Origin of the sequence: Arenibacter palladensis (genome assembly GCF_900129275.1) — a bacterium.
In the GTDB taxonomy this organism is placed as follows: domain Bacteria; phylum Bacteroidota; class Bacteroidia; order Flavobacteriales; family Flavobacteriaceae; genus Arenibacter; species Arenibacter palladensis.
The window spans coordinates 165935-183217 of sequence record NZ_FQUX01000003.1 but is presented as its reverse complement, the minus strand read 5'-3'; the positions used below and the strand labels follow the sequence as shown (position 1 = coordinate 183217).

Here is a 17283-nt window from a genome sequence, read left to right as displayed (position 1 = left end):
TGATTGATAAAATGGGGGAGGGTAATTGTTATAGGTGTTATCTAAAAAATATTTCTATTCACGTCTTATGGCTTCAATGGGATTTTTGTTTGCGGCCGATTTTGCTGGTAGTACTCCAAATGCAAGCCCTATAAAAGTGGCTACAAAAAAGGATAGGATTATGGAGTTCAAGGAAAGGATGGTTTCTATACCCGTTGCCATTTCCAATCCATAGGATGCAACAATTCCCAATACTATACCTATTATACCTCCACCTAAACTTATAAGGACGGACTCGGACAAAAACTGTAAAATAACATCTTGTTTGGTGGCGCCAATGGCCCTCATGATGCCTATTTCCTTTGTACGTTCCAAAACGGAGGCCAACATAATATTCATGATTCCGATGCCACCTATAAGAAGGGATATCCCGGCAATAACACTAAGTACAATATTGAATATCTGTTTCGTTTTTTGCTGCTGTTTTAGCAGTTGAATAGGAATGGTAATTTCAAAATCCAACACATCGTTGTGTTTTCTTTTAAGAAGTTTGCTCAATACTTCCGCAGTTGCTTTTAGCTCATTGGAATTATTTACCTGGACCGTTAATTTATCCAATTGATGGTAATTGCCCCTAGGTATTCTCTTTTTGGGGCCATTATTGGCACCACCAATAATGATCATACCACCTCCACTAAAATCGAGGGGTTCGTCCGAAATGATCTTTCTATCCTTATATCTGACCAAAAAGGTCTTTACGGGAACATATATATCTTGATTCAAATCCCTAATACCTAGGTTTTCCTGTGCTTTTTCAGAAATTAGTTTTTCCTCTATTATTCCTATTACCTTGAGCCAAACGTCCTTTACCTTAATTTGTTTGCCGATGGCACTCTCACCAGGGAACAGTTTCTTTTCCACTTTTTCACCTATGATACATACTGAAGCGGCATTTGTAATATGTTCATCGGAGAAATTACTTCCTTTACCTATATGTATATTGGAAGTCTCAAAAAAGGAATTGGTGACCCCTATTAATTTCACGGAATTTTGCCTTCCTTTATTGATCACATAAGTTTCTAGGATTATCTCCGGACTAATAGCCTTTATTGTGGGAATGTTATTAGCTATACTTGCTACATCCAAGAGATCCAATCCTTTTGAAAATCGGGTAGTTTCCTGTGCGCCTTCCTCTTCTTCACTGGTGTTTTCATCTTCCTCGTCAGGTATGGGGGTTACCACAATATTGTTAACCCCTACCAGCTCCAGTTGCGCCAATATTTCCTTTTCGGCTCCATTCCCTATAGACAGCATGGTTATTACTGCTGCAACGCCAAATATGATTCCCAATGCCGTTAAAAAAGTTCTAACCTTGTTGATTGTCACCACGCGTATGGCTTCCCTGAAATTAGAGACAATCTGTTCTAAAAGTATCTTGTCTATCATGAATCTAGTTTATAGACAGAATATCTTTTTCTTCAAGTCCTTCGGGTTTGCTCAGATAAACAACATCATTCTCATTTAAACCTTTTTTAATAATTACTACATCCAAGTTGGATTCGCCCATCTCAATTTCTTTTTTATCAATGGATAAGCCGGATTTGGCGTAGACAAAACTTATGGAATCTTGGGAGAATATAGCTTCCAAGGGGACCATGAGGACCTCCTCTTCCTTATGGATAAGTATTCTGTTGGAGGTTGTCATTCCAGGTCTAACATTTTCATTGTTTTCATCAAAGTTTACCAGTACCTGAAATAGTTTAATATCCGAACCTCTTTTTTCTTCCCCCACATTGGCTACATTGGTGATGGTTCCTTTTACGGTTACATCTGGAAATGCGTCAAAACCAATAATAACAGGAAGGTCTTTTTTTATCTTTCTAATGTCTACCTCATTGGCATAGGTCTTGGATTCCATTTTGGTTAGGTCGGGCAAGGTTGCAATTGCTGGGTCCCACATACTAATCGATGATCCGACTTTTCTTTTAGAGCCATCCCAATTTTTGGCGTAAGTTACCATGCCATTGGCATCTGAATGTATGGTGAAGGATTTTTGAAGATTTCTAAGTTCCTCCAACATTTTGCTAATTTTGGACACTTCGGTTCCAACCTCCACCATCTTGGCCATGGCTTTTTGTTCCTTTATTTTATAATCCTCGGTTTTCTCTTTTAGATCACGTTCCAGACGCTCAATATTTATTTCCAACTTTTTAATTGTGGCGGGTGGCTCATAGATGGACTGCTTGAGCTCCAACTTATTCTCTTGGATATCAAATAGCAGATCCTTTATAGCTGTCCGTTCCTGTTTTAAGGTGAGGGTGGTGTCCAACTGTTCTTGGGTGTATTTGGATTGTGCGGTTTCCAGATTTAATTGTGCGTCCAAAATCTGCTCGTTTACCTCCGAGGGATCCAGGCGCCCTACGTAATCGCCCTCCTTAACCAGGGAACCTTCAGGAATAAGATCTTGAATTTTTACATCACGTAATTTAAATTTCCGGATGTCATCGGGACCATTAATTTTTTTCAAACTGGTGGATTGGGCTTCTCCGGAAATAATTACTTCATTTACAAAATCGCCCTTTACCACTTTGGTGGTAATGGCTACATCTTCATCGGCGGTGTTGCCGAACAAGGTATAACCCACAAGAATAAGAACGACGGGTATACCGAATAGGAGTAGTTTTTTTTTATTCATTATTAGGTGGTTTAGTTAAAGGGGGGGAGTAAATCAAATTTAAGCTAGTACCTCAATATTCAACAGAATATTTTGTTATTGTTTTCTTAATTAATCATAAATAATTATGCAAATGAGATGGTTTTTGGATTTTATTTAAAATTTTATGTTAAATTATTAATATTATTATCAAGAATCGTACCATTGATACACCTTACTTTTTTTCAATCATATAATACTATACATGCATAAAATCTATCAATATAGTAATGCTTCATAATGGTTGTGATTACCGTAATTTAGGGGTATAATTAAAAAGACACATTATGCAATTAAACAGTATAGGTTTGGATGTTACCAAATCAAAATCGTTAAGTAAGGATTTAAATCAATTATTGGCAAATTTTCAACGCTACTATCAAAACCTCAGGGGAATCCATTGGAATATAAAAGGGAAAAGATTTTTTGATCTTCATGTGAAATTCGAGGAATTATATACCGATGCCAACCTAAAGGTTGATGAAATTGCGGAGCGGATATTAACTTTGGGTGGGGTTCCTTTACACACTTTTGAAGATTATATAGAGAATTCCAAGGTACCGGTAGGTAAAAATATTACAAAGGATGAAGATGCTATTCGTTTAATAGTGGAGTCGCTTAGCCAGTTATTGGTAATAGAAAGGGCTATTTTGGAAGCTTCGGACGAGGCCTCGGATGAGGGTACCAATGCTATGATGAGCGAGTTTATCACCGAACAGGAAAAAACCGTCTGGATGATGAAGGCTTGGTTGGCCGAGGAAATTTAATCCAAAGAAATCGAACTTTTTATACTAACCAATAGTCTTTAATTGGATTATTAGGTTACAGATCATCCCCAATACGGACAATGTTTTGGCAATCAAATACCAAAACTATCCCTATTGGGGATGATTTTTTTTGAGTGGTTCAGTCCAAAAAATGTCTATCGAAGGAAAAGGGGTAGTCGAGTGAGGTATCTACGGTAATTTTTACGGCCGTGTCCCGTCCATCTATTTGTAGCCTGGTAATGTTTTGTTCTGGCCAAGGTTTATTTTTAATCCAAAAATGCCCATCTCCCTGAACCATTAGAATTGGTTTTCCAAAAGTAAGGGCGGCAGAGCGAAACAAATCGGTAAAGGGTTTAAATTTATCAGGACCGGCTTCCACTATGTTGGCATGGCCAAAAACTACCATGGCGTCTACCTTGTTTACTTGTTCTTCCAAGAGTTTTTTTACCCATTGGCCATTTTGGATCAACCTGTTCTGCCATTCCAAGGAGTCATGAACTTGACTTCCTACGAGATTAACTCCTATAAATAAAACATTCCTCTCTGTCCAACTAAAGTTTTCTGCACGTTCGGGCTGATAGACGACAGTAGGTTCAAACGTCCAATTTTCATTAAAATGAAGGAAGTATTTGTTCCAGTATTCCAATCCTAGTTGTGGGTCAGCGCAGTCATTATATTCATTGTCTCCCAAAACGATAAAGGTCGGCGCCTTGAAGGTCTGTAATATGCCCGAAACATCTTGGTAGACCGTTTCATCACATTCAGCGGCACCTGGCTTTATGTCCCCGACATGGATAACAAATTCTGAAGGATCAATTGCATTGTGCCTGGATATAATATCGATCAAGCCATCGCGCTGTTCGTTGTTGTAAGGGACGTCTCCAATAGCAGTAAAAGAGATAGGAGTAATTTCTTCCGATGGTGCATCATCCATATTAGAGTCCGCACCGTTGCTCTCCTTACAGGAAATAAATAATAAAGTTGATATTATTAAAATCCAATTTTTTACTTCGGATTTTAATGATGTTATAGATGAATAGGTATAAGGCATAATATGGTTTAACCGTAAACAATTAAGGATTAAATATAATTTAAATACGGTGTTAAATGCCCTATTTCTGCATTTTTAAATAGTAATCTGCGGAATGTTTGCCAGATCCATAGAACATAAAGAATATACATGCCAATAAGGTGATGGAAGCCAGAACTAGATTTCTGCTATTCATTTCCCCCAAAAAATTAACCAATATTGCACCAATAAGGATTGGTAATTGTGCCACTACTGCCCAGCGGGTCAATAAGCCTATTACAATTAAAAAGCCACCAACAAAATGTGCCGGCGCAACATAATGAATAATCAACATACCTCCCGGAATGTCTTGAAAGGGTTTAATGATTTCTGCCATTTGCTGATGATTGGACATAAAATCCACTCCTTTCATAAAAAGAAATACTCCCAATGCAACTCTTAACAAATCCAAGGGATAATAAGTATGTGCATTGGCCCATTTGTTTAAAGATTTAATTGTTGCCATAATTGTTGTATTAAATGTTACCTATTCTAAGATACTCATTTTTAGTGAAATGTGAAAGAATTCAAGGTTTCAATTTAAGCACTGTGACAGCTATTGGCAGCGTCGGGGCAAACAATTTTGGTTCCATTTTGGAGCTTGATGTCTGTATGAAGTATTGTAAAAAGTGTGGTCGGTTTTTCTATACCAATACATTTTCAAAATCGGAATCGGAACAAAAAACGGCCGATATTCTGGAATCATTTACAATTTTGACCATGTCATCAATGGTCACACCAGGCTCTATATTAAAAATATTGACATCCGCATTTTTTTCCTTGGCTACGTTTTCGAGTAGATTTCCCTCGTGTATTTTGATGGTGGTTCGTTTTGGGAACCGTACCATCGTCTTTAAATCTTCAATATCATTCTCTCCAAATATCAAATTGGGATTATTATTTAGTATATGCACATCAATGTTGCCTTTCCAGTTACGGCAAATTAGAAGGGAGGTCAAGGCAGATAGGTTATTGTTATTTACACTAAAGGTTTCCTTCCAGTCCGCCGGAATATTGGTCATCCACAAATTGATACTTTTTTCAATGGCCAGACTTGCCGTGGCAAAGGGAATGTAAATAATCATCCCAAAATTATTCTTCTTTGTATCGGCTATTAGTTTGTTGTAATAGGACAAATTGGAGGTGGCGGTGTCTATACTGATGAAAATAATGTTTGGTTTAAAGAAAGCGGCATTTAAGGATTGCATACTCACATTTACGGTGGTATTGAAATCTGTGTTATCTATTACGGAATAGGAAACGGACAGGTCACTCTCCTTAAATTTCTTCACAGCGTTTTTAAGAAAGTTTTCCATGTTTCTCTGATCCGTCTCATTTTCATTTCTAAGGGCCAATATCTTTACGGAGCCTTTGGGGTATATTATGGAATGGATTAGCTTAAAGGAACTTCTAAGTTCTTTGGGCATGGTGACCGGAATCAACAAATCGGGCCGCCATGATCTTACTTCCCGTTCCTGTCTTAGGCTATTTGTCTTTTTGGTGGCCCATTCTGCCAAGGCCGTAAACAGACCGCTCCTGGAGTCTCCTGCCGCCGATTTAATGTTCATTTTAACCAGATAGAGATAGAAGATCACTATAAAAATCAAGGAAAACAAGGCTACGATCACATTCAATACAAACATAATGGCAATAGATCCAAAGGCCCCGATTGCTGGGATAATTATCGGAATTTTCAGGGTAGGCCTATAACTGGGCAATCCCAAAGTCTGTTCTACCAGGGCCACTATATTTACCATAGCATAGGTGATCATGAAGAACATGGTAAGCAATGGGGCAATGGTATTTAAATTTCGAAGCGAGATACCAAATAGTACCAATCCTGCAGTAATTAACATGGCATTGACGGGCTCCCCTTTTTTGGATTTTTTGGCAAGTTCCTTGCTTTTTGGAAGTATGTTTTTTTCTCCCAAGGCCAATAATATCCTTGGCGCCCCCACAAACGAGCCTAGGGCAGAGGAGAGGGTAGCACCCAAAAGTCCAGCTAGGACAATGGGTCCAAAAAGGGCCTTGTCTATAAAAACATTATAATTTTTGGCCAATTCATCTGGGGAGGCGATGACGGCTGCAACAAAAATTAAGCTGATATAGATTATAGTGGTAATTATTACGGAAGATATGGTACCTACAGGAATACTTTTTCTTGGATTGGTAAGATCGCCGGACATGTTTGCCCCCGCCATAACCCCGGTGACCGCTGGGAAAAATACTGCAAATACAATCCAAAAGGAAGATCCGCTAAAATCATTTTCTACAGAACCAGGATATTGTCCTATCCATTCAATATTAAAATTCAATTCATTTACAAATAGGGCACCGTAGATGGAAACCAGGGATAAAACAATGATGCCCAATATTACGAATTGAATTTTAAAAGCGAAACTGGTACTGATAAAGGCAATGCCCATTACCACCGCAAAAATGGCCAAATCCAGTATTAATGGATTAATGTCCGGGGTTAATGTTTGTAAACCTTCCCTGAAACCGAAAATATACATGGCTACAGCTATGGATTGGGCAAAATAAAAAGGAATTCCTATAGCTCCTCCAATTTCCAGTCCCAAGGACTGTGAAATTAAACTAAAGGCACCACCACTGCCTATTCTAATGTTGGTGGTAATGGAAGAAAGACTAAGGGCCGTTGTTAAGGTGATGGCAACGGATAATAAAACTATGCCCAAGGCTCCCATAACCCCTGCATTGCCAACTACCCAAGGTTGACGTATATACATAATAACACCCAATATGGTTAGGGTGGTAGGTGTAAAGACCCCTGCAAAAGTCCCAAAAGTTTTCTTGGCCATACCTATTTTCTATTAAAAGGGCTGAAATGAATTGACTTAAAGCCTTTAAGATCTGAGCAATTTAGAACTTGCCATTTGCACTTTAGGGAAATGAATAAAATTATTGGCAGTTTATGTATGCGCAATCTCTTAAAGCGATTACCTACCTATAAGATATTCATTTATTTTTGATTTAGCACAAATTCGGCCGTTTGGTTTTAACATTTTTGATGCGCTGTAGTTTTCGGTGGTGTGTTATGTAGTGCTTGTTTGTGATCTACGAATGTAAAAGCTGGAATTTAAGATAACAATAGAGTAGTAGCCTTGTTTAAAGTTTGGACACATCTATTTTAAAAAGATCGGCAGCATTCTTCCATAGGATTAGCTCCTTTTTTTCTTCGGGAAGTTCCAATTGCTTCATAAAGTTGAGATAGGAGTGCATATTGGAAATGGGCCAGTCGGTACCGTATAACAGATACTGCGGATTCCCGGCATAGGTAATCATTTCCTCCAATTCGTTTTTCATGAATCTTTCAAATTTATAGGAGAAATTGCCCAATACTAGACCAGAGACATCACTGTAGACATTTTTGTTCTTGTACACTACTTCCATGCAGTCTTTGATCCAAGGATTGCCTACATGGCAGATGACTATTTTAAGATCAGGAAAATCTACGGCTACATCATCTATGTGGATAGGATGGGAGTATTTGATCCTTCCCGTAGGGGAATAGGTGTCCCCGGAATGAAACATCACGGGAATGTCGTATTCTACCGCCATATCATAGACCACCTGCAGCCTTTTGTCATTGGGGTAAAAGGGCTCATAGCCTGGGTAAAGTTTTAAGCCTTTGATTAGGCCCTCATCTAAAAATTCACTTATTTCCCTTAAGTCCCTGTGCGTGTAATTTAAATAACTGATGCCAGCAACCACGCCAAGATTATCCCGTCCACTAATAGCTTCCACGACCTTCTTGGTACTGGGTCTATGTTCGTTTACTTTATAGGAAGATAGTACCAAAGAATAATCTACCTTATTTTCCTGCATGGTTTCGGTTAGTAGGTTTAGGCATTCTTCCAAGGAGACTACCCGGTCTTCATGGTAGTTGTTGATATGTGTGTGGACGTCTATGATCATAAAATTTTAGTTATATGTTTTTAGGGATATTTGCTATTTTTTTCAAAGGGTTTAATAGGTAACAGTTTGTTTTTTAGTATTCATCACTCGTTATGTATTTGGCCCTTTTATTATTTGTCCTACTTCTTATATCCTCTTTTTTCCTTATTCTTTTTGGTTTCGCGAATTGTAATTACCATGGCAAGAATCAACAGTATCAATGATATAATCCGGCCCCAAAATCCAAAGTCCATTTTATCCCAAGAGTTGATGAAATTCACAATGATCAGTATGGTACTGGCAATAATTAAAAGCAGGGGATAGTTTATTTTTCGCATTGGCCTATCATTTTTTCTGGGTGTTTGGATTATTAAGGCCAGCGACCTTTATGCTTTCATTGTTGAACTCTACATGGTACTGTTTACCTTTTTCCTGCAATACTAGTTCAAAGTTGGAAGCAAAGGCTTTATCGTTGGTAGGGTACCATTTTTTATGGTCCCTGTTAATGCAGATGAACAAACCGGTTTCATCCCCAATGGCACAAAAATTTCCAAACCCTCCGTCATAGATCTCAATTTCCATAACGCCACTTAAGATACTAAATACATTTTCAATATCCCTTGTAGGCACTCCAATTTCGGATATTTCCAGAAATTGCTCCGGTCCAAATTTTTGATCTGATTCATTTTTCAGGTTTTTGCGGGCTATAAGTTCTACAATATTTAGATCCTGATCATAGAAGTAGATGGCTTTGGCATTCCATGCCCTAAAATCGATAATTTCATCCTGGCCGTCCTTCAATATAGAACGTCTGGACTTAAGCCAATGCAATGCTTCTTCCTCTTTGTTTGCTGGGATATTGATAGCGAAATGGTATGGGGTAGCTGTTTTTTTAAATTTAAAATGGAGTAGGGTTTTGCCAACTTGAAAAGAAATAATTTTCGGCGATTTCTTCACTATTTTCAATCCCAAAACTTGAGAGTAAAACTCGGATTGGCTCTCTATGTTGGTAGTATATAAGGTAAGTTCCTGGATCTTCATTATTAAGTAATCTTAGCCAGCAAAATAATTTGCTCATAAATCAAATCTGTGCTTTGTCTAAGATAACAAATCTTGAACATTCGTCCATTATTAGAGACCATCGAAAATAGTGAGCTCTAATTACAAATACTGCAATTGGAATCCCCAACGAGCTTGCCATCATTGTTTATTTCAAATTTACAGCAAGCATTAAAATTATGGATAAGAAGTGATTTGGCCCGTCTAATTCTTGCTTTAACGTTGGCCAGGCTAATGTTCAGCACCTCTGCCACTTGGATTTGGGTCTTGCCCTGCAAGTAGACCAATTCCACCACTTCCTTATACGGCTCAGGCAAATTGGTTACAAAACGATCAAAACAACAGAAACCCTGATAGCTATCGTTATTGGGTGAAAATTCATGAGAAGCCAAGGGTATGGTAGTGGGAGCTAGGTTATAGTGATTGGCTATTTCATTCCTAACAATTGCAAACACCCAAGCCCTAACTTTGGCAATATCTTTCAGGGAAGCAATGCTTTGATGGATCTTTAGGAAGACATTCTGGATTATTTCCCTCGTAGCTTCTTCACCCCTCACTTTTTTTAAAATAAAAAAGTAGATTTCAGTATGGTGCTTTTTCCAAATGTCTGCCGTTTCAATCTTCATGCATATAATATACAAGGTTGGCCTTAAAAGACCAACCTTTTTTTAACAACATTCACATTTATTGCAATCGCATTTGCTGCATGGACAGTTTTTTTCCAAACAGTTTACACAAGTACATTTGGTACATTCGCATTGGGTACATTTACAATTATTCATTACTAAAAGATTTTATGTTTATTAAGGAGACCAAATCTTGCTCAAAAGGATACAAAAAAATGTATGTTTTTTGCACATTATTTCAACATGTGGAAAAAATGCTGGTTTATAAAGCTTAAAAAATATATTCTTTACAGGAATGTTCTCTAGAAATTTATTCTATCTGTGGGGCACTTTCTTTGGTAAAACGGACATAAACAGTAACACCAAGGGTCAGAATATTTTCTGTGTCAATCTCTTTGGTTGCAAGGTATCACTGGTGATTACCTCAAAATCTATTATGCCCAAAACCAGTTCTTCCTGGGTAAGAACCTCCACTTTCCACAAGCCCTCAACTAAATTGTTCTTATAGGTATAACCGCGGTAACCGCCGTCCCTACCGCCGGTAATGTCATAGCCAATATCCTCAATAATTTCCCATTCCTGGGTTGCATCATTATACCATTTCCAGCGATGAAATACCGATTTCTTTAAACTGGTCGGCGCAAATATGGACGAAAAAACATAGACATCTTCATTGGGCTTCTGAATAAATTTCAGTCTGTGCTTTCTCCAAAATACGTACCATTCATCCGTTTCATAGGTAACAAGATAGTTGTTGTTTTCTACCTTGACCTGGTGCGCAACAATACCGTTGCTCAAGGCAAGGGGTACCGGTGGGATAAGCCTGAAAAAATAGAATATATTGATTATTAGGTAAATGGAAAACACTATTCCCATAAGTTTTCCCAAATGTATTTCGGACCTTGTGCTGGGACTTGCACGATAAATAATAGCAATTAGTGCCAAGGTGCTAATTAAACTAATTAGACCCGAGAGTATAAAAATATCGGGGCTCATTTCTTTGATCAACACGGGAACCATAAAGGTGAAAAAGGTAAAACTGATAAAGAAATATACACTGAACTGTAAGTACTTATTGGATATTCTTTTTTTTAAAATTTCATTGGCAAATAATAAGACGAGTAGAATGATCAGGAAGAAAACGGTTTTGGACATGGATACGCTACGTGAGTAATAAATTACGTAGGCACTGGAAAGTCCACCGAAGAAAAATTGTATGGCCAACGGATAATATTCCTTAAACCTTTCTAGTACGGTGTTGTTCCATTTGCCATCATCCGCTAGGTTATAAAGGTAAAGTGTAATGGTTAAGGAAGTCATGTGCAGGCACAGTACACTAAGGTCATACAGCCTATCTATGCGTCCTAAGGTAAGGGTGTCAAAAATAAACCCGCCGATGAAAAATAGGATGGGAGCATATTTCTCATGTTTTCTTATAAATCCCCGTAACCGGCTATTCCTAAACTGGACCAAGCTTCTTTTCATCCCATTGTAAAGTACATAAAATTATAGCATTAAAAGCCATTGCAATGACCCGTATCAACAAGTTTTTGCTTCTACTACTTTAAGAATTAACCTAAAATAATTTTTAAGATATAATTACGGGTGCCTTATTTTCCTCCGTACAACTTATAAATTTCAGAACCGGCGCTAAGAAAGGCTCCTGTGCCATAGACTTCGGTTTTGTCCGCCCAGGCCTTCCCAGGTGCAGCACCAATAGGCTGAACATATCCCAACATTCCTTCACTGGTAACATGGCCCACCAAGGCGTTCCATCCCTTTTGTACTGCAGGGGTGTAGGTGGCCTTATCCAATATGCCTTGGTTTATGCCCCAAGCCAAACCGTATACATTAAAAGAGGTTCCACTGGTTTCTGGAGTTGGGTAATATTTCTGCCCCAATAGGCTCATGGCCCAGTGGCCTTCGGGAGTTTGGATATCTAGTAATTTGGCAGCCATTTTTTTGTAAATATTCAGGAAATATTTGTACTCCTTGCTTTTTGGATCCAATTCGTTCATGACATTAACGAGTCCGGCAAATACCCAGCCGTTGCCCCTTGCCCAAAATATTTTGGTACCATTGTCCAATTTGCCCATATAACTTTCGTCCCTATAGTATAGGTTTTCTTTTTTATCGAACAGAAAATCGGTAGTGGCCTTGAATTCGGTCATCATGAAATCGAGATATTTTTTTTCACCGGTAACATTGTACAGCTTTGCCCATACCGGAGGTGACATAAAAAGGGCATCGCACCAATTCCAACGATCCTGATGATAGGGAGTCTTCCAATGTAGGGAGCTTAATGAGGGATGGTACATGATAAAATTAAACTGCTCTTTGGTGGGTTCTATCATTTCCTTGTCCTGATACTTCCTGTAAAGATCAATATATAGCTGGCCAACAGTATGATCATCGGCATGGTATTTTCTACGGTGCAATTGCCATTCATGTTTTTGTCCAATATCTTTAAGCCACTCATAATATTTGTCGGTTTCGGCCATGGCGGCCCATTTTACCATTCCTACATACAAGGCGCCATTGGTCCAGTCCAATGGATGATGCGGCTTATCATGTCCACTGTACAGCCCTTGGTAATTGTCTATCTGCCAATCGGCCACTTTCTCCATGATTTTTTTAACTTCCGTCGGCTTTATATCTTGGGCTTGAGTGAGGGAGGAAAATGCAAATATTAATAGTGATGTAAAAATGGCTGTTCTTTTCATTGATTGGATAAATTTAAATGGTTGATTAATTGTTAAAACAATAAATGGTCTCCGATTTATCATTTCCAAAGGCACTTGATATTTCGTGAAAACTATTGCCCAAGGTTACAGTTATCAATAATAATAAATATTCAGTTAAAATCTTTTTAATTGAATGAATATTATGGCGTTATTGTAGAAATGATGCAATTTTGATAAAAATATAATCCGGACTTTAATGGAGGAAATAGGGGGTAGGGGCGTAGTAGTCTCGAGGGAGTCCGTTAGGTTGAGGTATTGGATAAGTTGGCTAAAACGAGCATGGCCTTTTCCGAATCCTTTGTATCTACAAAAATATGGTCGTGATAATAACCGGCTATAACATTACAGCTTATATTGTTTTTTGCCAATGCAGTTGAAAACACGGCGGTAAGTCCTACTGCTTCCAGTGAGGAATGAACTTTTAAGGTAATCCATGCGGCTACATATTCATAGGGCAGCTTTAATTGGTCCGCTTTGTTTTTTTCGATTACTATTGTAGTCCCTTCATTTTCCGTGAATTCACAGATGGTATCCTTTCTATCAATACGATCCAAGTTATGTACCGTAGAAAATACATATTCCCCTTGGTTCAAAACAGGGGTCATTTCATTTATTAGTTTGGATATATTGGTTTCTCCACTCATTTAAATCAATTGTATGTGATTATTGATGTAGTTTATACATTGATCTTATGTGCCATTTTTTGTCCGGTCAGCGCCAATTCCGTAGCAAGGAAACAATGTTCCTGAGTCATGGCCGTTTCCGTACGGTGCACCACATCGTTTACCAATTGTTCTCCATAGGGCATATAGATATTGGAACAATCGTAATATTTTGTTTCTTTTTGATTCACTAAAAATAGGTGATTACCTCCCTCGCGACCTGCAATGTCGATGTATTTTCTCATTTCAATATAGCCTTCAGTTCCCAGGATGAAGGTACGCCCATCTCCCCAAGTTCCTAGACCCTCTGGAGTAAACCAGTCGATTCTTATGTAGCCGGTAGCATGGGAACTCCTCACGCTCATATCCCCGAAATCCTGATATTCGGGATTGTGGGTATTATTAAAATTCCCTATTTGGGAAAAATTTACATCTGCTTGTTTGGAGTTGGTATAAAATAGAAATTGGTCACACTGGTGCGAGCCTATGTCACATAGAATGCCTCCTGCCTTGTTGGGGTCGAAAAACCAGTCGGGACGGGATTCAGGACGCATTCGGTGCGGTCCCAGTCCTATAGTTTGCACCACCTTACCTATGGCCCCGGCGCTGACCAATTCCCCAGCTTTTATGGAGGCCGGATTGCCTAAACGTTCGCTATACATTATGGAATAAATGTGCTGCGTTTCCCTTTGTACTTTTTTTACCTCGTCCAATTGTTCCAAAGTAATTATGCCGGGCTTGTCCGCCATAAAATCTTTACCGGACTTCATAACACGAATTCCAATTGGCGCCCTTTCTACAGGAATGGCGGCGCTGGCCACCAGCTGAATTGAATTGTCTTCAATAATTTCATTTTCGCTTTTTGCCATTTTCACCTTGGGGTAGCGTTTGGTAAACTGCTGCAACAGTTCGGGCTCTCTGGCATAAACGGCCACCAAACTTCCTCCACCGGTAAGTAAGGCGTCAACCATGCCATAAATATGGCCATGGTTCAATCCAATTACGGAAAATTTAATGGATTCTTTAATACTGGAAGGTTTATTGGGTGGCAATATGATTTCTTCCGGTCTCGAGGTATTATGTAAGTTGTGGCCAAATATGTGGTTCGGGATCATGGCAGTGGCAGCTATTCCTGCTACCGAAGCAAGGGATTGACCAAGAAATTTACGTCTGTTGGATGGCATCTGTTACGGTTTTAGTGTAGAGTAATATAGCAATAAACTTTAGTTAAACTGAGTAATAGGCAGTTCTAAAATCCACCTAAATGTCCTCTTTTTAATATATAGGAGATTATTAAAGATTGTAGTATCCAAAGTTAACCGCGCCTGCTTTGTTTATTAAGAGCTCATAAATTATTTGCAATTAGATTCTTAATGTACCTCGGAATCCCCTGGCAGCATAATAGGAATCGGCTCCATTGTGATAAACAAATACATGGCCATACCTATAATCGGCAAAGAGTGCTCCTCCAAGTTGTCTAATATCGGCAGGCGTATGTATCCAGCTAGAGGTTTTTGTATCAAATTTCCCTAGTTTTTGTAGCTTTCTATAGTCTTCCTCGGTCATTATTTGGACTCCCATAGCCATAGCCATGTCACAGGCATTTTGTTCGGGCTTGAATTTTTTTCTGGATTCTTGCGCCTCTTGATCATAGCAGGTACTTCTTCTTCCTACGGGACTTTCAGAAGAGCAATCAAAAAAAACGTAATCACCGCTTGCTTCATCAAAATCTACTACATCCGGTTCACCACCGGTTTTTTCCATTTCGTTAAGTGCCCATAGTTTAGCTGGGTTCTCAATGAGTTTATTTTCTATGGCCTTCCAATCAAGGCTTTTATGCCGATACATGTTTTTGTGAAAACGGTCTTTTAAAACTTCCAGGATAGTGGTCTGTTCTTTTGTGGTTAATTTCTTTTTTATCATGAATGGACAAAGTTATAAGAGCCATTGGCTATAGGCGACGGTGAACTCCTTTCAATGTGGAATAAAAATAATGCATTTTCATCATTGTAGGGATATCTTGGACAGCTTGGGAAGAAAACTATTTTCCGTAACCTCCCTGAGCATACGAGGCCACAATACTACTGTTCGGAGTTTTGCAGTTAGTGGGAAAGTCAAAGAAATAAATACATTTGGGCAGCCCCTTCTCAAAGTCGATTTGCACCCAGCCTTGACTGCCACTACCAAAACCTGAATAACTATAATTGGCCTTGATCGACTTAGGTCTTCCTTCACTGTCCTTGGACAGGATGGAAACAGCCGAAATACTTCCGGGAGTATAGCGATTGAACGTCCAGGTTTTCGATTGATTGGCTACCAGGTCATCTATCAACTTATTGTAATCTTGGACTCCTGTAGGTCCTCCAGTTTTTTTCACAGCAGCGTATTTACTGCTACCGTCCATGCGGATGGAAGCTTTGTTCAGGGCAAACAATTTAAGGTTCTCTTCAAACCTTCGAACTCCTGGACTGTTACAGTTGTTGATCTTAAAAATCTGTAGCATATCATTTTGAAGACCTTTGGCCTGATGCATTAAATCAACGGAATTGCCCATGGCATTTGGGTCCAAGATCATCTCCATTGTGGTACGCACAGCGTCGGATTTTTGGATATTTTCAACCTCGATTTTGGCATTATAGAGATCTGGACGTGCATAAAGGCCGGTGCCTACCCATTCATATTCAACACAAACCCTGCTAAGCACATCTCCATATATATTTTTGGAAACCTCTTCCACGGCGCACACCTGGTCCATAATCTCTACCTTGTAGTCTGGCAGGTAGCTGGGACATTGCCTTCCAAAGGCTCTGAGGTATTGTTCAAAAATCATTAGGAATCGCATGTCCTCGCGTTTTAAATCTATATTTTCAAAATGGCCTCTAAATATATAATCGAAGAACTCGGCGTTGTACATCCCATCGGTATTAAACACTAACGATTGCGGAGGGTTGCACTCCTTTTCTAATGGGTCTTTTGAGTGGTTAAAGGAAGAAATAATAACTAAAAGAGCACTAAGGAATAAAATCTGAATAAGGTAATTTCTTTTCCACATCTGATAATTTGGTTGTTTTTGGACGAAAGGTCTGTATTAAGTAACTGATTACTTGATAAATATACAAATTATCATAATTTTTGAAAATCCTGGATGTTATTGTTTTTCGGTGGATTTATTTTTTATGAAATTCAGGTATTCTATGTGGAAGACCATAGTTTTTTGCAACTATTACCGACTTCAGGCTTTTGGGATAAGCACCTAATTATTGGTGCCTTTTAAAATCTCTATCTGGAAATGTGGTACTTAAATAAAATATACTCACCTTCATTTGAAATGCCTTCGGATACCGCCTCCCATCCAGATTTTAAATAGAAATTAATTCCGAGATCATTTTGTTTCAAACACTTTAAGGTAAGGTCATAATCGGCATTTTCAATGACTTTGTTCAAAAGCATAGTTCCAATGCCCTTGCGCTGATATTGGTTGGAGATATACAGATGGTGAAGGAAGCCGTCCTGAAGCCAGACCGAGGCAAAACCAACAATTTTTTTTCCTGCTCGCGCTACTAAAATATACTCTCCTTCGGTGTCCTTGTTGAATGATGTTATGTCAATAGAATCCTGGGGCAGCCAAGTGAATGTGGTATTCCGAACCTCAAAATAGATTTGTTGAAGACGTTCCCTATCATTCTCCCTAAAATCTGTTATCTCTACTTTCAAACTAAATTATAGTTTTATCATTTACTTAATAC

17 protein-coding genes are annotated in these 17283 nt (G+C 38.7%); 1 reads left to right on the top strand and 16 read right to left on the bottom strand.

Going from position 1 to position 17283, the window contains the following annotated elements; all coding sequences use genetic code 11:
• Positions 1 to 54: 54 nt before the first annotated feature.
• Together BUA60_RS10925 and BUA60_RS10920 are read right to left on the bottom strand one after the other, a co-directional pair.
• Positions 55 to 1425 (bottom strand): ABC transporter permease, encoded by a 1371-nt coding sequence (locus tag BUA60_RS10925; protein ID WP_072861821.1) that lies wholly within the window; start codon positions 1423 to 1425, stop codon positions 55 to 57.
• Between the two features lie 4 nt (positions 1426 to 1429).
• Entirely contained in the window at positions 1430 to 2674 is a 1245-nt protein-coding gene (locus BUA60_RS10920) for an efflux RND transporter periplasmic adaptor subunit (RefSeq protein WP_072861820.1), read from the bottom strand.
• A 305-nt stretch (positions 2675 to 2979) separates the two neighbouring features.
• Here BUA60_RS10920 and BUA60_RS10915 point away from each other — a divergent pair, with 305 nt between their 5' ends.
• The gene (locus BUA60_RS10915; RefSeq protein ID WP_072861819.1) at positions 2980 to 3459 is read left to right on the top strand and encodes a Dps family protein; all 480 of its coding nucleotides are present in this window, start codon (positions 2980 to 2982) and stop codon (positions 3457 to 3459) included.
• A 139-nt stretch (positions 3460 to 3598) separates the two neighbouring features.
• Here BUA60_RS10915 and BUA60_RS10910 read toward each other — a convergent pair whose 3' ends face one another.
• The 14 genes from BUA60_RS10910 to BUA60_RS10840 all read right to left on the bottom strand — a co-directional run bounded on the left by BUA60_RS10910 (position 3599) and on the right by BUA60_RS10840 (position 17251).
• Positions 3599 to 4510: a metallophosphoesterase gene (locus tag BUA60_RS10910; protein WP_072861818.1), complete on the bottom strand. Its 912-nt coding sequence runs from the start codon at positions 4508 to 4510 to the stop codon at positions 3599 to 3601.
• Between the two features lie 61 nt (positions 4511 to 4571).
• Positions 4572 to 4994, bottom strand: coding sequence for a DoxX family protein (locus BUA60_RS10905; protein ID WP_072861817.1), 423 nt, complete (start codon positions 4992 to 4994; stop codon positions 4572 to 4574).
• Positions 4995 to 5172: 178 nt separating this feature from the next.
• Complete coding sequence (locus BUA60_RS10900; protein ID WP_072861816.1) at positions 5173 to 7350, bottom strand: amino acid permease; 2178 nt, start codon at positions 7348 to 7350, stop codon at positions 5173 to 5175.
• Positions 7351 to 7657: 307 nt separating this feature from the next.
• Complete coding sequence (locus tag BUA60_RS10895; RefSeq protein ID WP_072861815.1) at positions 7658 to 8467, bottom strand: amidohydrolase family protein; 810 nt, start codon at positions 8465 to 8467, stop codon at positions 7658 to 7660.
• Between the two features lie 119 nt (positions 8468 to 8586).
• Positions 8587 to 8784, bottom strand: a complete 198-nt coding sequence (locus BUA60_RS10890; RefSeq protein WP_072861814.1) for a hypothetical protein — start codon at positions 8782 to 8784, stop codon at positions 8587 to 8589.
• A 7-nt stretch (positions 8785 to 8791) separates the two neighbouring features.
• The gene (locus BUA60_RS10885) at positions 8792 to 9487 is read right to left on the bottom strand and encodes a VOC family protein (protein ID WP_072861813.1); all 696 of its coding nucleotides are present in this window, start codon (positions 9485 to 9487) and stop codon (positions 8792 to 8794) included.
• Between the two features lie 116 nt (positions 9488 to 9603).
• The gene (locus BUA60_RS10880) at positions 9604 to 10131 is read right to left on the bottom strand and encodes a sigma-70 family RNA polymerase sigma factor (protein ID WP_245802530.1); all 528 of its coding nucleotides are present in this window, start codon (positions 10129 to 10131) and stop codon (positions 9604 to 9606) included.
• A gap of 369 nt (positions 10132 to 10500) precedes the next feature.
• A complete protein-coding gene (locus tag BUA60_RS10870; RefSeq protein ID WP_072861811.1) occupies positions 10501 to 11616 on the bottom strand; it encodes a DUF2914 domain-containing protein in 1116 nt (371 codons plus the stop codon).
• A 125-nt stretch (positions 11617 to 11741) separates the two neighbouring features.
• On the bottom strand, positions 11742 to 12854 hold the full coding sequence (locus tag BUA60_RS10865) for a glycoside hydrolase family 88/105 protein (protein ID WP_072861810.1): 1113 nt from the start codon (positions 12852 to 12854) through the stop codon (positions 11742 to 11744).
• A gap of 263 nt (positions 12855 to 13117) precedes the next feature.
• Positions 13118 to 13519 carry an ACT domain-containing protein gene (locus BUA60_RS10860; RefSeq protein ID WP_072861809.1) on the bottom strand — a complete coding sequence of 134 codons (402 nt, stop codon included), beginning with the start codon at positions 13517 to 13519 and terminating at the stop codon, positions 13118 to 13120.
• Positions 13520 to 13551: 32 nt separating this feature from the next.
• Positions 13552 to 14721, bottom strand: coding sequence for a Gfo/Idh/MocA family protein (locus BUA60_RS10855; protein WP_072861808.1), 1170 nt, complete (start codon positions 14719 to 14721; stop codon positions 13552 to 13554).
• A gap of 178 nt (positions 14722 to 14899) precedes the next feature.
• On the bottom strand, positions 14900 to 15460 hold the full coding sequence (locus tag BUA60_RS10850) for a DUF4256 domain-containing protein (RefSeq protein WP_072861807.1): 561 nt from the start codon (positions 15458 to 15460) through the stop codon (positions 14900 to 14902).
• A gap of 118 nt (positions 15461 to 15578) precedes the next feature.
• A complete protein-coding gene (locus BUA60_RS10845) occupies positions 15579 to 16589 on the bottom strand; it encodes a hypothetical protein (protein WP_072861806.1) in 1011 nt (336 codons plus the stop codon).
• 227 nt (positions 16590 to 16816) lie between these two features.
• Positions 16817 to 17251, bottom strand: coding sequence for a GNAT family N-acetyltransferase (locus tag BUA60_RS10840; protein WP_072861805.1), 435 nt, complete (start codon positions 17249 to 17251; stop codon positions 16817 to 16819).
• Between the last annotated feature and the right edge of the window lie 32 nt (positions 17252 to 17283).